At 48.0% G+C, this 15,544-nt stretch carries 13 protein-coding genes and 1 pseudogene; 6 read left to right on the top strand and 8 right to left on the bottom strand.

What is annotated here, in order from left to right; all coding sequences use genetic code 11:
* The first annotated feature begins 10 nt into the window (after positions 1-10).
* Positions 11-1,159 (top strand): FMNH2-dependent alkanesulfonate monooxygenase, encoded by a 1,149-nt coding sequence (ssuD, locus tag HGT70_RS10695; protein WP_071432810.1) that lies wholly within the window; start codon positions 11-13, stop codon positions 1,157-1,159.
* Positions 1,160-1,233: 74 nt separating this feature from the next.
* On the opposite strand, the gene HGT70_RS10690 is transcribed toward ssuD, so the two are convergent.
* The 4 genes from HGT70_RS10690 to HGT70_RS10675 all read right to left on the bottom strand — a co-directional run bounded on the left by HGT70_RS10690 (position 1,234) and on the right by HGT70_RS10675 (position 4,804).
* Positions 1,234-2,178 (bottom strand): sulfonate ABC transporter substrate-binding protein, encoded by a 945-nt coding sequence (locus HGT70_RS10690; RefSeq protein WP_071432808.1) that lies wholly within the window; start codon positions 2,176-2,178, stop codon positions 1,234-1,236.
* A 144-nt stretch (positions 2,179-2,322) separates the two neighbouring features.
* Complete coding sequence (locus tag HGT70_RS10685; RefSeq protein ID WP_071432806.1) at positions 2,323-2,598, bottom strand: DUF4282 domain-containing protein; 276 nt, start codon at positions 2,596-2,598, stop codon at positions 2,323-2,325.
* A 169-nt stretch (positions 2,599-2,767) separates the two neighbouring features.
* On the bottom strand, positions 2,768-3,367 hold the full coding sequence (locus HGT70_RS10680; protein ID WP_214195808.1) for an NUDIX domain-containing protein: 600 nt from the start codon (positions 3,365-3,367) through the stop codon (positions 2,768-2,770).
* Between the two features lie 102 nt (positions 3,368-3,469).
* Positions 3,470-4,804: a carbohydrate porin gene (locus tag HGT70_RS10675; protein WP_241569580.1), complete on the bottom strand. Its 1,335-nt coding sequence runs from the start codon at positions 4,802-4,804 to the stop codon at positions 3,470-3,472.
* Between the two features lie 379 nt (positions 4,805-5,183).
* Between HGT70_RS10675 and HGT70_RS16925 the strand changes: the two are divergent.
* Positions 5,184-5,231, top strand: a pseudogene (locus tag HGT70_RS16925) (hypothetical protein).
* 69 nt (positions 5,232-5,300) lie between these two features.
* On the opposite strand, the gene yihA reads toward HGT70_RS16925, so the two are convergent.
* Positions 5,301-5,930 (bottom strand): ribosome biogenesis GTP-binding protein YihA/YsxC, encoded by a 630-nt coding sequence (yihA, locus tag HGT70_RS10670; protein ID WP_071432802.1) that lies wholly within the window; start codon positions 5,928-5,930, stop codon positions 5,301-5,303.
* A gap of 446 nt (positions 5,931-6,376) precedes the next feature.
* Here yihA and yihI point away from each other — a divergent pair, with 446 nt between their 5' ends.
* Together yihI and hemN are read left to right on the top strand one after the other, a co-directional pair.
* Positions 6,377-6,877, top strand: a complete 501-nt coding sequence (gene yihI / locus HGT70_RS10665) for a Der GTPase-activating protein YihI (protein WP_214195806.1) — start codon at positions 6,377-6,379, stop codon at positions 6,875-6,877.
* A gap of 222 nt (positions 6,878-7,099) precedes the next feature.
* Positions 7,100-8,467: an oxygen-independent coproporphyrinogen III oxidase gene (gene hemN / locus HGT70_RS10660; protein ID WP_214195805.1), complete on the top strand. Its 1,368-nt coding sequence runs from the start codon at positions 7,100-7,102 to the stop codon at positions 8,465-8,467.
* 30 nt (positions 8,468-8,497) lie between these two features.
* On the opposite strand, the gene glnG is transcribed toward hemN, so the two are convergent.
* The 3 genes from glnG to glnA form a co-directional block, all read right to left on the bottom strand.
* Complete coding sequence (glnG, locus tag HGT70_RS10655; protein ID WP_071432797.1) at positions 8,498-9,919, bottom strand: nitrogen regulation protein NR(I); 1,422 nt, start codon at positions 9,917-9,919, stop codon at positions 8,498-8,500.
* Positions 9,920-9,926: 7 nt separating this feature from the next.
* A complete protein-coding gene (gene glnL / locus HGT70_RS10650) occupies positions 9,927-10,976 on the bottom strand; it encodes a nitrogen regulation protein NR(II) (RefSeq protein ID WP_214195804.1) in 1,050 nt (349 codons plus the stop codon).
* Between the two features lie 91 nt (positions 10,977-11,067).
* On the bottom strand, positions 11,068-12,477 hold the full coding sequence (glnA, locus tag HGT70_RS10645) for a glutamate--ammonia ligase (protein WP_071432794.1): 1,410 nt from the start codon (positions 12,475-12,477) through the stop codon (positions 11,068-11,070).
* Between the two features lie 446 nt (positions 12,478-12,923).
* On the opposite strand from glnA, the gene typA reads away from it, so the two are divergent.
* Both typA and HGT70_RS10635 read left to right on the top strand, forming a co-directional pair.
* Entirely contained in the window at positions 12,924-14,747 is a 1,824-nt protein-coding gene (gene typA / locus HGT70_RS10640) for a ribosome-dependent GTPase TypA (RefSeq protein ID WP_214195803.1), read from the top strand.
* Between the two features lie 185 nt (positions 14,748-14,932).
* Positions 14,933-15,538: an HAD-IA family hydrolase gene (locus HGT70_RS10635; RefSeq protein ID WP_071432791.1), complete on the top strand. Its 606-nt coding sequence runs from the start codon at positions 14,933-14,935 to the stop codon at positions 15,536-15,538.
* Positions 15,539-15,544: the final 6 nt, after the last annotated feature.

The raw sequence follows: 15,544 nt of genomic DNA, 5'->3' as shown, positions 1-15,544 counted from the left end.
GTTAAGAGTCATGAACGAGACAACGCGCTCACCCGAATTTTTTTGGTTTCTCCCTACCCACGGCGATGGACACTACCTGGGTACGCAACAGGGCGGGCGAACGGTCGACCTCCCATATTTACAGCAAATTGCTCTGGCTGCCGATAATTTAGGTTATACCGGAGTCTTGATCCCCACCGGTAAGAGTTGCGAGGATTCTTGGCTGGTTGCCTCCGCGTTGGCTCCCCTCACGCGTCAATTAAAGTTTTTAGTCGCGGTACGCCCAGGCTTACAGCCACCCTCCTTGGCAGCAAGGATGACGAGCACCTTGGATAGGATCTCTAACGGGCGTTTACTTATTAATGTGGTGACAGGCGGGGACCCTGAGGAGAATAAAGGCGATGGTATCTACCTAAACCACGAGCAGCGCTATCAGGTTACTCGTGAGTTTTTAACGATCTATCGTCGCTTGTTAGCAGGGGAAAAAGTGAGTTATCAGGGTGAGCAACTCCGAGTCGACAACGCAGAACTGCTGTTTCCCAGCCATCAAAAAAATGGTCCTCCTATCTATTTTGGTGGATCCTCCGATCCCGCCGTCGATGTTGCCGCGACCCATGTCGATGCCTACCTGACGTGGGGGGAGCCTCCTCAGCGAGTGGCCGAGAAGATCGCGAAGGTGCGGGAGCGTGCCGCACAACAAGGACGAGACGTAGAGTTTGGGATCCGTCTACACGTCATCGTTCGCGATACCGCAGAACAGGCTTGGCAAGCAGCCGAGCAACTGATTGCACACCTCGATGATGAGACTATCGCCCGGGCGCAAACTATCTTCTCAAGGATGGACTCTACCGGGCAGGCTAGAATGCGTGAATTACATGGTGGCTCACGGGATAATCTAGAGATTTCACCTAACTTATGGGCAGGGATCGGTCTGGTACGCGGGGGAGCGGGGACGGCGCTCGTCGGGGATGCCGAACAAGTCGCCGAGCGGATACGTGAGTACCAAGCGTTGGGGATTAGTAAATTTATTTTATCGGGCTACCCGCATTTGGAAGAGGCTTGGTCGTTCGCTGAAAGAGTGATGCCTCTATTTTCAAAGGATGAGGGATCAACACGGCTGGGGCCACGTGGTGAAACCATTGGTAATACAGAATTACCGCGGCAGGTCAGTGCGAGTTAATCAACAACAGCCTTAATAAAAATGCCGCTCAGTCTCTTTAGCTTGAGCGGCATTCTTTGTTCTACCATGATTAGCTAGTGGCTAGCATCTTGTGACCATGTTGCACGGTTCACCTGTACTTGGCCGGGAATAAGATGAATTTTACTGAATGCGTCGGCTAACGTCTGCTGCTGGGCAAATACCTCAGGTGTCATACGTTCGGTAGTATAGTCGAGGCGGGCTAATGTGGTGTGCCAGTAGTCAATATTTAACCCTGTGGCAGTGGATAGCAGTTGCGCAGTCTCTTCTTTATGGCTGTTTGCCCATTGTCCAGTCTCTTTCAAGCTATCGACTACTTCGAGTGCTAATTTAGGTGAACCCTCGGCAAATTTCCGGCTAGATAGGAAGAAGGAATAGTGGGGTACCAAGTTTTCGGCGGTAGTAAGGGTCCGTGCATGAGTGACCTGGCTGACTTCTGCATAGTAGGGATCCCAAATAGCCCAGGCATCGACAGCGCCTTTCTGGAATGCTACTCGCGCATCTGCAGGCGGTAAATAGACGGGCTGGATATCCTTATAACTCAGCCCGGCATGTTGCAATGCTGCGACCAATAAATAGTTCACATCTGACCCTTTATTTAGCGCAACGCGTTTACCTTTTAATTCCGCAACAGTGTGGATAGGGGAATTGGCGGGGACCACAATCGCTTCATTTTTGGGGTTTGCCACAGAGTGGGCTAAATAAATTAAATCGGCTTTAGCCGCTTGTGCGAATATAGGGGGGGCATCGCCGGTTGCGCCAATATCCACGCTACCAATATTTAGTCCTTCCAGTAATTGGGGACCGGCTGGAAACTCAACCCAGCGAACGGTTACACCTTGCGATGCAAATTTTTTTTCGAGGGTCTGTTGCGATTTGATAATAGTGAAGAGGCTGGCTTTTTGATAACCAATAGTTACCACGGATTGCTCAGCAAAGCCTAGGATCGGTATAAATAATAAGCTCGTTACGACAAGGCTTGAGGTAAAAATCTTTTTCATCAGTACTCCGGCTATGCGTATAGGTAAGGCTGCTATCTATAGCAACTTTACTGCAGCAGGGTAACTATGAAAAAAGACAAAGGATATCCATTAATGTGATTAGCCGCTAACCTTGAGACTACCGAGTAGTTAGCGGTAAGCTTCTTATTTTACTGCAGTATTCTCAGCAATCTCTCTTAATTTTCCATAAATATTAAAAGAGAGAATAATGAGTTCGCAAGAAATACGGACACCAATCACGCCGAAGACGATGGTACATAAACCAGAAAATAAGCCCGCTAGGATACTTCCGCCAAACGTAATGCTGGTGCCTATTGCCATTAGACCGCCAATAACCACGCCAATAATACCGAGCCAATAGATAATGGTAATAATTTTAGGTGTGATCATTTCATCGAAATTAAGGAAAGATTTAAGCATCGTATATTCTCTAAACTAAAAAATGGAATATGAAATTAACATTAATTTAACATAGAGACAATAATTAACTTTTTATCAGTTTATCGGTAATAAGAACGGGGATTATTCTATTTCTATACGGGGGATAGGCGGTATTAATCGATAATCTAATCGCCGCCTACTTTAACTATTATTCTGGCGCGTGAGCGAAGAGATTATTAATAACGGCATGCTGTAATAACATAATGGTTTTAGCGTCGTTAATCTCTCCACGCCGCAGCATGGTAAGCGCCTGTTGAAAAGGGAGTTCCAGTACTTCAATATCCTCGCCTTCCTCGTGTAACCCACCACCAGAATGAACACGATCATGATGAGAATATTCGGCGGTGAAGAAGTGTAGCTTTTCGGTTACCGCACCGGGGCTCATCCAAGCATCGAAGATCTTTTGTACCTGTTCGATACGGTAGCCCGTTTCTTCTTCTATTTCTGCGCGGATCCGCGTGATCGGATCTTCTCCTTCGAGCAAACCTGCAGCCGTTTCGATTAGCAAACCGGATTCACCTTGGATCATGAGCGGTAAACGGAACTGGCGGGTGAGAATGATAGATTGGTGTGTACGATTGAAGAGGAAAACCGTGACCCCATCTCCCTTATTATAAACCTCTCGGCAATAGGTCTGGTGGCTACCGTCTGCTCGCTGATAATCAACGGTGTACTTTTTCAGTGAATACCAGTCATCGGAAAGTATTTGTTCTTTAATAATGGTTGCAGAACGCGGGGTTTTAAACATGAGGCCTCCTCCTTGGTCGAGCAAAGAAGGTAACCGTAGTGCGGGTAGCTGGCAAGTGAAGAATCTCCGTACCCAGTCGCTGGCGAGTACGGAGAAGTAAGCTTAGAAGCTTAAGTTGGCGCTGATACCACCGACCAACGCGTTTTTCACGCCGTTTTCGGCGCCCGGTGCGACAACATATTGCAAGTTAGGACGAATTTGCAGCCAGTTGGTCGCATGAACGTTGTAATAAACCTCATAATCGTATTCAGAACCGTGTTGGATTGGGATCCACGCTGGGTTGCTATCGTAGTAAGCTCCCGTTGAGCGATTCTCACGGCGTTGCATCGTCGAGTAGCTAGAGTTGACGTGGATACGTGAAGCACCAATACCAATTTCATCTTCTGGACGGGCATCGACTAATCCTTTCCATACCAGCGTCAGAGATTGGTAATTATCGATTTTCGCGGTTTTGTGGTCATTCATTACCGCTTGTCCAGTCAAGGTCAGGCCACGATCTCCTCCACCGGGCTGGGCGAAGAGTTGTTGCTGTGCCAGTAAATAGCCGCCGTAGGCATGTGCGGTATCGGTATTACCGTTACGCCATGAACCATAGACTTGGTCGCGTACCGAAGAGTAATACCCGCCTAGGCGGTAGTTACCTTTCAGATTGTCTGGACCGAAGGTTGGGTGCCAAACGACTTCTGCAGGCACTAAATTACCTTCAGTTTGGCTAACTTCGAAACGGAAGCCATCACCGCGATCATAGTTGTAAGGTGTTTGGTTATAGAAACCGACTTGGAAGAAGACTTCCGGAGTAATATTGATGGCAACACGTCCACCCCACTGCGATACCGGCCAGTTGTACCAGTGATCGCCGCGCCAGTTACCCGCTTGTCCGCCGCCGAAGGCCAAGTTCTGGAACTTACTGTCAATCGTGTCGAAATCTTCACCGACTGTTACACGTCCTGCTTTTACGTCAACGAGGTTATCGAAAAAGTGCTTACGTAACCAGAACTGCGTCAAACGCCAAGTCTGTCCACGGCCATATACTTCTTGTACAGAAGAGAGGGTGCCATTACGGCTGACAGCATCGTCGGAGAGATTGCGGCCATTACGATCGGTAATGGTCATTTGGAATTCGGTATCGTTCCAGCCTAAGAGCTTCTCAAGATCCAAGTCGACACCAAAGGCCCACTGATCGGAGTAGCGCATGGTAGTCGAGGTATCATAGCCGCCTGCTAAATTCGAGGCACTTTCCATGGTGTAGTTCACCTGGAAATCGACCCCTTCCTCTTTGAGCTGGCTACGTGTACCGGCCCAATCGCCGAGCATCCAGTTAGAGTCGTAACTAAAAGGTTCAGCTGCCTGCGTAGCAGGTAGCGCCGCCGCACAGCTCGCGGCGACAAGTGAAAGTGCAAAAAAAGAAGGAGTACGTGAAAAAAGTTTATTTTTTATTTTCATTATTTTTATCCCGAAAAAAGTGTTAACACCTGGAAGAGATTACCGCAGAATAACGTGTAAATTAGTGCCAATTTTATTAAATATTTGTACTTTTAGACTTCGATCACGAAAAAGAACGCTATTTAACCAAATGAGTGATAGCGCACTTCTCAGGCTGATTTTAAGTGGAAAAGAAGTCTTAAAAATCGCGGCAAGAGCATACGCTTTTTTTTATAATTGAGAAACATATATTTAACATTTTCGCGAGGGGTTAGGACTATTTATGTGATCTAGGTGGTGTTTTTTGGCTCAAACGTTCGTTTTTGCACAAAAAAAGCGCTTTCACACATATAAGAATTGGGGTACATTTTCCGGTGTAGGGTACAGAGGTAAGATGTTCTATCTTTAAGGCCTTTTACTTCATGTAATCGGATTAGGCTAGAAATTAGCCGCCCCAGCGGTCACGTTTACCGCTGGGGCGTTTTTTCTTCTGACGGGGAAAAAGCGTAGATTACTCTTCCAGACTCTCCTGCAAGTCAGTATGCGCGGTAAACCATTCATCTAACTTCTGGCTCAACTTATCAATCCCCATCTTCTTCAATGACGAGAAGAGCTCTACTTGTACATCACCCATAAAAGCCAAACTCGCTTCACGAACCATCGCGAGTTGTTTTTTGCGTGCACCCGAGGCTAATTTATCTGCCTTAGTGAGTAGCACCATCACGGGGATCTCACTGGCGACTGCCCAGTTAACCATTTGTTGGTCGAGCTCTTTCATCGGATGGCGGATATCCATAAGGACAACTAAGCCTTTAAGGGCTTGGCGAACTTCTAAATATTCACCGAGAGATTTCTGCCATTTACGTTTTACTTCTTCTGGAACTTCGGCATAGCCATAGCCAGGTAAGTCGACGAGCCTAATTCCTTCTGCTACTTCAAACAAGTTGATAAGTTGCGTACGCCCCGGTGTTTTACTGGTCCGTGCAAGGCTTTTTTGTTGGGTTAAGGTATTCAACGCACTCGACTTTCCGGCATTAGAGCGGCCCGCAAAGGCGACTTCAGCGCCAGTATCTTCCGGCAGATGACGAACATCTGGGGCACTAGTTACAAAATGAGTGACGTGATAATTCCAGCTCGGCACAGCAAACTCCACATAGTTTTAGCAGCATAAACCGGGAGTATACCTACCTTTTGCCTAGATTTCGCGCATTGTTGCGTGTTGGCCTTAAGGGCGTCATGACCTCGCGCGTGATTATTTTGTACGTGATGGCGTGAAATAGTCGATAAAGGGGGAAGGTTGATAACCGATCATCGGCAAAAACTAATAAAAATCAATTGGATGAATAAAAATATAAATTTATTACTAATATTGCCTTGTACTATTGGGTTCCTGAACTACAGTTAAGCCGCTAATGGAAGGCATTGAGGAACTTTGTTCACGGAGCGGGATACGAGCATTAACGTAATGGAATTACGAAAAAAGGACGAAAGGGCGGTAACCTTAGTGTTACCGCTTTTTTATTGTCCAACTTTCTGCTAGATTCGCGCCCAGAACTTACTGAAGTAATCCTCCTTGAGACTGACACTATGAAGCAACCTTCCAGAACGACCAAAAGCAAGTCTACGGAACGCCGCAAAACGCGTGCCGAACTTAATCTTGAAGGCCGAGAGCGTAAACGCAAAAGTAAATTAAAAGGCAATACCGCTGGTAACCGTAGCCATCCTAAAGCGACGCAACGTCAGGGTAAGGCCGCGCCGGAAAAAGCGGATCCACGTATTGGAAGTAAAACCCCGATTCCTCTCGTTGCCGAAGGCAAGGTCGCGACAGCGCCTAGAACTGAGACCCATGCTGAGCCGGAAAAAATGACCCGTCAGCAAGAACTACGGATGTTAGAAAATGATCCGCGTTTGGACCAGTTACTCGATCGTTTAGAAAGTGGCGATACCCTAAGCGGTGAAGATCAAACGTGGTTAGAAGCGCGCTTAGATCGTATTGAAGAATTAATGGTCTTATTAGGCATCGATATCGACGATGACGAGAAAGACGATGAAGCAGAAGAAGATATGTACCGCCTGTTAAAAGGGTAGTAGGGCGAGTAACAGGGAGCGTGCTCCCTGTTATTCATCAGAAGGATTAATTGATAATGCATTGGCTTGGATCAATCCCTGCCGGGTTATTCACCTGTTATCTCTTGTGGATAGTCAGTAAACTTTTACGCTTGTCGCATAGGAAGACTGTGCTGCACCGACGCTTGTTTTCTCGGCCGAAACGAGTAAAGCGCGGCCAAAAAGCCAACGTAAGAGGTAAACATGCAAGACGTCGAATGGGATCAGGCACTGATTGAGCACTACAACACTGCTAGTCCTCGTTATACTTCTTACCCCACTGCACTAGAGTTTACCTCAAGCTTTTCGGAAACTGATTTTTCAGCCGCGGCCTCTCGCTATCCCACTCGCCCACTCTCTCTTTATCTCCATATCCCATTTTGTCACCAGCTCTGTTATTTCTGTGGCTGCAATAAAGTGGTTACCCGGCATCCTGAAAAAGCTGACCAATATTTACTTCATTTGCAGGCTGAGATTCGCCAGCGCGCGTTGTTATTCAAACAGCGTCGGCTTACTCAAGTACACTTCGGTGGGGGAACGCCGACTTTTCTAAGTGATGAACAGTTGGCTGGATTAATGGCTTTAATCCGTGCTGAATTCCGTTTAAGCGATGAGGCAGAAGTATCGCTTGAACTCGACCCACGCCAATTTCCGGTCGAACGTCTCACTGCGCTACGCGCAATCGGGATTAATCGCCTCAGTATGGGGGTACAAGATTTTAATCCGATGGTGCAACAACGCGTCAATCGTAAACAAGACGCGTCACAGATAGCCGAACTACTCTTAACGATGAAAGCCCTCGGCTTTACCTCGACAAATATTGATTTAATTTATGGGTTACCGCTCCAGACGGTGGAAAGTTTTGGTCATACGCTGGAACAGATCCTTATATTGCGTCCGGATAGGTTGAGTATATTTAACTATGCGCATATGCCGGAGCTGTTTGCTGCGCAGCGCAAAATAAAGTCTTATGAGCTACCTAATCCGACGCAGAAGTTAAAAATATTGCAACAGACTATCGGTCAGCTGCAAGCGGCTGGCTATCAGTTTATTGGGATGGACCACTTCGCATTGCCTGACGATGAGTTGGCACAAGCGCAACGAGCGGGTCGCTTACAACGCAACTTTCAAGGCTACACCACGCAGTGTAATACCGACTTATTAGGGGTTGGCGTGTCGGCTATTAGCATGATTGGCGATAGCTACAGCCAAAACGAAAAATCGTTGAGAGATTGGTCATCACGCTTGCTCGAGAGAGGTAGCGCATTAGTTCGAGGGATTGGCCTAAGTACTGAGGATATGCTGCGTCGTGACATTATTAAAACGCTAATGTGTCAATTTTTACTGGAGATAAGCGCTATAGAAAAGACGCTACAACAGCCTTTTTGGGACTATTTCGCTGAAGAGCGTCGTTTACTTGAGCCGATGGTGCAAGATGGGTTGGTCACTATTACGGCTAAGCGGTTACAGATCACAGCAAAAGGGCGCTTATTGGTTCGGCACATCTGTTTTTGCTTCGATCAGTATTCGCGCCAGCGCGCCAGCCAACGCGCTTTCTCGCGAGTGATTTAACCGTACCTGAAAACCCAGGCACGGTAAGGATTACTCCATTCCCAGCTCTTTCAGCTTACGGGTAAGGGTATTACGCCCCCATCCCAACAACCGTGCCGCTTCTTGTTTATGTCCACGTGTATGTTGTAGCGCGGTCGTTAATAGCACCCGTTCCATCTCGGGCTGGGCTTCGGACAAGAGATCCTGATGGCCCGTTCGTAACGCCCGCTCTGCCCACTGCGCCAATAATCCAGACCAGCTTTCAGGAACATGTGGGGAGGTCGCCGTAGGCTCACTTGGGATTGATGCACTATCGAAAAGCTCAGGAGGGAGATCTTGCAGGAGTACCTCTTGACCCGCTGCCATGACCGTTAACCATCGGCACGTATTCTCTAATTGTCTTACGTTACCTGGCCAAGCGACATGCGTCAGCGCGTTAATAGTGTCGTTATGCAAGATCTTCGTTTCGACCCCTAGCTCGCGCGCCGCCATTTGCAGGAAATAGTTCGCCAAACGAGGTATATCTTCCCGACGTTCTCGTAAAGGGGGTAAGTGAATACGAATAACATTCAGTCGGTGGAATAAGTCTTCGCGAAACTTTCCTTCTTGTACGCGTGATTCAAGGTTTTGGTGCGTAGCCGCAATGATCCGAACATCGACTTTTACCGGCGCATATCCACCTACACGGTAGAACTGACCGTCGGCCAGGACTCTCAATAGCCGTGTTTGTACGTCTAGCGGCATATCGCCAATCTCATCAAGAAATAGAGTACCGCCATTCGCTTGTTCAAAGCGTCCTTGTCTTACCTGTCCCGCCCCAGTAAAAGCCCCTTTTTCGTGACCGAATAGTTCGGATTCGATCAAGTCCTTGGGGATTGCGGCCATATTTAGGGCGATAAAAGGCGATTTCACCCTTGGGCTATGGCGATGTAGGGCATGGGCGACGAGTTCTTTACCTGTTCCAGACTCGCCATTAATCAGCACGCTGATCGAGGAGCGTGATAGCCGACCGATGATACGAAAGACATCCTGCATCGCAGGGGCTTCACCAATGATGTCGGTGGTCGGACCATCCTCTTGTTGTAGGCGAGGTTGCTGCTGCTCCTGATAATGGCTGATTGCGCGTTCTGTCAGCGCGACAGCTTCATCAATATCAAAAGGTTTCGGTAAATAATCGAATGCCCCTTGTTGATAGGCGCTCACGGCTGCATCAAGGTCAGAATGAGCGGTCATAATAATGACCGGCAGCATCGGATGACGCTTTTTAATTTGCTTCAGTAATCCCAAGCCATCCATACCCGGCATGCGGATATCGGATAATAAGACGTCGGGCGTTTTGGTCGCTAACGCATCAAGTACGTCGTGACTACTTTCGAAGGCCGTACAGAGTAACCCAGCTCCAGTCAGTGCGCGCTCAAGCACCCAGCGGATGGAGCTATCGTCATCGACGATCCAAACTATCCCTTGTTGCATAGAAACCTCACTGGCGAATAGGGAGAAATATTGAGAATTCAGTGTGGCCTGGCCAACTCTTGAACTCGATCTTACCGGAATGTTGATCAATTAAGCTGCGTGCGATGGAAAGCCCTAAGCCGGTACCATTTTCGCGGCCGCTGACCATTGGATAAAATAAGGTATCATGCAGATGAGTCGGAATACCCGGCCCATCATCTTCAACATCAATCTGCGCCACTAGCCGGTATCGATTTCCGTGAAGAGTCAGTTGAAAGGCAGTACGTGTACGTAAGGTAATAGTACCGCCTTCACGACCTAGAGCCTGTAAGGCATTGCTGACCATATTCAGTAACACTTGCTCAATTTGATCAGGGTCATGTTGTAACTCCGGTAGGCTCGGGTCGTAATCGCGTACCAGGGTCACATTGTCCGGTAATTCCATGGAGACGAGTTTAACTACGCGCTCCGCCACTTGATGGATGTTCTGCATAACGTGCATGCCGGGTTGCTGAGGCCCTAGTAAGCGGTCAACGAGGTTCCTAAGCCGATCCGCCTGTTCGATAATGACATTGGTATATTCTTTCAAGGCCGGGTTGGGTAAGGCCTTAGAGAGCAGTTGTGCGGCTCCCCGTAGCCCTCCCAATGGATTTTTAATCTCATGGGCTAGGCCACGTACCAGATCGCGGGCAGCAATCTGCTGGGCGTGTTGTAGCTGTTCTTGACTCAGGCGGCGTTGATTATCCATCGGCGCCATCTCGAGGAGGATCTGCTGGTCGGGTAAGGGCTGGGCGGTAAGTGCGAGTGTATGTGCCCGTCCGTCGACAACGAGAGTAACCTCACTATCAGTGAAGCCTTGTCCGACGCTGAGGCTTTCATGCATCACTTCGACATTGAGAGAGAAGTAGCCGGTCAGCTCAGGCAGCGGGGTACCGAACAGTTTACGTGAACTCTGGGCGAGTAATTGCTGTGCCGCCGGATTAGCATAGTGAATCACTAATTGATGATCGACGACGAGGACACAGTTGATCAGCGAATTGAGGATTTGCACGGCATCTGAGGCGGTATTGCTAAGCATTACATCTCTCCAGAATAGGGTGATCCGTACTGAGAAAAAAGCCCATCCGAAGATGGGCTAAAACTTCACGGCAACATACTACAAACGAAAATTAGACGCTGTAGTAAAGTTCAAACTCAACTGGGTGTGGCGTCATACGAACACGTTCGCTTTCTGTTTTACGCAGTTCGATATACGCATCGATAGTGTCGTCGGTAAACACGCCACCACGGGTTAAGAATTCGCGGTCTTCGTTCAGTGCATCAAGCGCTTCTTCTAAAGAGCTTGCCACTTTTGGAATCTCTGCATCTTCTTCTGGAGGCAGATCGTAGAGGTTTTTATCCATCGCATCGCCAGGATGGATTTTATTAATCACACCATCAAGGCCAGCCATGAGTAGCGCGGCGAAAGCTAAGTATGGGTTAGCCGCTGGGTCTGGGAAGCGCGCTTCGATACGACGTGCTTTCGGGCTTGCTACCACAGGGATACGGATAGAGGCAGAGCGGTTACGCGCTGAGTAAGCCAACATAACAGGCGCTTCGTAACCTGGGACTAAGCGCTTGTAGGAGTTAGTCGTTGGGTTAGTTAATGCGTTAAGAGCTTTAGCATGCTTGATGATACCGCCGATGTAGTACAGCGCAATATCTGAAAGACCGCCGTATTTATCGCCTGCGAACAGGTTGTTGCCGTCTTTAGACAGAGACATGTGGCAGTGCATACCTGAACCATTATCCCCAAACATTGGTTTTGGCATAAAGGTCGCCGTTTTACCGAAAACGTGGGCAACGTTGTGCACGACATACTTATAGATTTGGATTTCGTCGGCTTTTTTAACCATAGTGTTAAAGCGAGTTGCCACTTCGTTTTGACCCGCGGTCGCCACTTCGTGGTGGTGCGCTTCAACGACTAAGCCCATCTGCTCCATGGTAAGACACATGGCTGAACGGATATCTTGAGCTGAGTCGACAGGAGGAACGGGGAAGTACCCGCCTTTTAAACCAGGACGGTGGCCTTTGTTTCCGCCTTCATACTCTTTCCCGGTATTCCACGCCGCTTCGATATCATCGATCGCAACGTGTGAGCCTGAGGTAGAGGAACCGAAGCGGATGTCATCGAATAAGAAGAACTCAGGTTCAGGTCCGAACAGTACAGTATCGGCGATACCAGAGGTGCGCAGGAAGTCTTCAGCACGCTTAGCGATGGAGCGCGGGTCGCGGTCATAACCTTGCAGGGTGCCTGGCTCTAGGATGTCGCAACGAATGATTAACGTTGAGTCTTCGAAAAACGGGTCAAGCACAGCGGTAGTGACGTCAGGCATCAGTACCATGTCTGATTCATTGATCCCTTTCCAACCACCGATGGATGAGCCATCGAACATTTTGCCTTCTTCAAAGAAGTCTTCATTCACCTGATGGGCAGGGATGGTAACGTGTTGTTCCTTACCTTTACTGTCTGTAAAGCGCAGATCAACAAACTTGACTTCATGTTCGTTCATCAACGAGAGAACGTGTTCAACGGACATATCTACTCTCCTGAAAGCTCTGTTGTCGTAGGGGGACGTGGGAAGCACTATGCTTAGGAGGGCTCACCCCTCTGACCCGTTATCCGGCAAGCGCCTAAAAACGTTTTTTAGCTATCGTTTTCGCTTATTTATCTTAAAGCGAAAAGCGTGCCAACTTTTCAAAAAAGCTAAAAACCCCCGTGGAGAGGGAATTTTATCTTATTTGAGTATTGCGACATTACCGCGCATTGCACCAATAAAGAGCGTAAGTTGCAACTTCAGTGATCTATTATGGTGCATTGCGAATAAATAGCGCGCAACTTGCACTGAAAATGGACAAAAAAGTCGAAAGAAACATCCCCTTAAAAAAAAACTAGATAAAGTGGCTGTGAATCGTGTGATCATGTTCAGTCTTTCGCCTAATCCGTGTACAATAGCGCGCTATTTCTAATGCCTGAGGCAAAGCTGTGATCGAAAAATTGCGTAACATCGCCATCATCGCGCACGTTGACCATGGAAAAACCACCCTAGTCGACAAACTTTTACAACAGTCCGGTACCTTTGACGAGCGTACTGAAGCGACTGAGCGTGTGATGGACTCCAACGACCTGGAGAAAGAGCGTGGGATTACTATCCTCGCAAAAAACACCGCTATTAAGTGGAATGATTACCGTATCAACATCGTTGATACCCCGGGACACGCCGACTTCGGTGGTGAAGTTGAACGTGTTATGTCTATGGTCGATTCAGTACTATTGGTCGTTGATGCGATCGATGGTCCAATGCCACAGACCCGCTTCGTAACGAAAAAAGCGTTCGCCCACGGGTTGAAGCCAATCGTTGTGATCAACAAAATCGACCGTCCGGGCGCGCGTCCTGATTGGGTTGTTGACCAAGTATTCGATCTGTTCGTCAACTTAGACGCTACAGATGAGCAATTGGATTTCCCAATTATCTATGCTTCTGCAATCCAAGGGATTGCGGGCGACGATCACGCAGACATGGCTGAAGATATGACGCCACTGTACGAAGCGATCGTTAAGCACGTTCCTGCTCCAAATGTTGACCAAAATGGCGCGCTGCAAATGCAGATTTCGCAACTTGATTACAACAACTATTTGGGTGTTATCGGTATCGGCCGTATCAAACGCGGTAAAATCAAACCTAACCAACAGGTTACGGTTATCGATAGCGAAGGCAAAACACGTAACGGTAAAGTCGGTAAAGTACTGGGCCACTTAGGTTTAGAACGTATCGAGTCTGATCTGGCTGAAGCGGGCGATATCATCGCTATCACCGGTTTAGGTGAGCTAAACATTTCTGACACAATCTGTGATACTCAGAAAGTTGAAGCGCTCCCTGCACTGAGCGTCGATGAGCCAACAGTTACCATGTTCTTCTGTGTTAACACCTCTCCTTTCTGTGGTAAAGAAGGTAAGTACGTGACTTCACGTCAAATCCTCGACCGCCTGAAGAAAGAGCTGGTACACAACGTTGCATTACGCGTTGAAGAAACTGAAGATGCAGATGCTTTCCGCGTTTCAGGACGTGGTGAACTTCACCTTTCAGTCCTTATCGAAAATATGCGTCGTGAAGGTTTCGAGATGGCAGTATCTCGTCCTAAAGTTATCTTCCGTCAAATCGATGGACGTAAACAAGAGCCATTCGAGAACGTTACCCTTGATATCGAAGAACAGCACCAAGGTTCTGTGATGCAAGCGATGGGTGAGCGTAAAGGCGACATGAAAAATATGGATCCAGATGGTAAAGGACGCGTACGTTTAGACTACGTCATTCCTAGCCGTGGATTGATCGGTTTCCGTAACGAATTCATGACCATGACTTCAGGTACAGGCTTACTGTACTCAACCTTCAGTCACTACGACGACGTACGTCCAGGTGAAGTCGGTCAACGTCAAAATGGCGTGTTAATTTCTAACGGTCAAGGTAAAGCTGTCGCGTTTGCGCTATATAGCTTGCAAGATCGCGGTAAGCTGTTCCTCGGTCACGGTGCTGAAGTGTATGAAGGCCAAATCATCGGTATTCACTCACGTTCTAACGACCTGACTGTTAACTGCTTAACCGGTAAGAAACTGACTAACATGCGTGCGTCAGGGACTGATGAAGCGACAACACTGGTTCCAGCAATCAAGATGACCCTTGAGCAAGCGCTTGAGTTCATCGATGATGATGAATTAGTTGAAGTTACCCCTGCATCAGTACGTATCCGTAAGCGTCATTTGACTGAAAATGACCGTAAACGTGCATCGCGTGGCGGTAAAGAGTCTTAATTCTCAGCGTTTCTGAGCCTTAAGCTAAACCTGAACCAGACTCTTCTGGTTCAGGTTTTTTTTTACCTACGCTTAAGCTTAGTGCGAGACGCTTCACCCGTCGGTAAATTTTCCATCATCTCGGTTGGTAGAATGAGAGGGTCGGCTTTATAGTGTAGTGAAGTGAAACTATCGGGAGAGGGGCCATGTTATATATTTTCGATTTGGGAAACGTTATCGTCAATCTCGACTTTACCCGTGCTCTTGGCGTATGGAGTAATTTGAGCGGCTCACCATTAGCCCATGTTCAGCAACATTTCCAACTAGGATCTCAGGTTGAGCGTCACGAACGGGGTGAGATTTCGGACGAACAATTTGCGCAAGCACTCTGTGACGAGTTAGAGGTTAACCTCAGTTATCCGCAGTTTGTGAGCGGCTGGCAGTCGATTTTTACAGGGGTTAATCAACCCGTACTGAGTGTGATAAAGCGGTTACGCGATGAGGGATACCGTGTGGTGATCTTATCGAATACTAATCAAATCCATACAGAATTTTTAGCCGAGCAGTATCCCGAGTTAATCGGCGCTGCCGATCACTGTTACTTTTCTCATCATATCGGGTTACGTAAGCCGGATACGGCTATTTATCACCATGTCCTGGATGCAGAAGGCGTAGCGCCAGAGCAGGCCCTCTTTGTGGATGATCTCTTCGAGAATATTGAGGCCGCAGCTCAATTAGGTATGCACACTTATCTTTATCAAGATGCTGACGGGCTGGAAGCCGCTATTCAACGTGCAGGTAATTTTTCGTAGGGAAAC

It is taken from the genome of Rosenbergiella collisarenosi (genome assembly GCF_018494085.1).
GTDB lineage: Bacteria > Pseudomonadota > Gammaproteobacteria > Enterobacterales > Enterobacteriaceae > Rosenbergiella > Rosenbergiella collisarenosi.
This window is presented reverse-complemented; position numbering and strand designations above follow the sequence as displayed.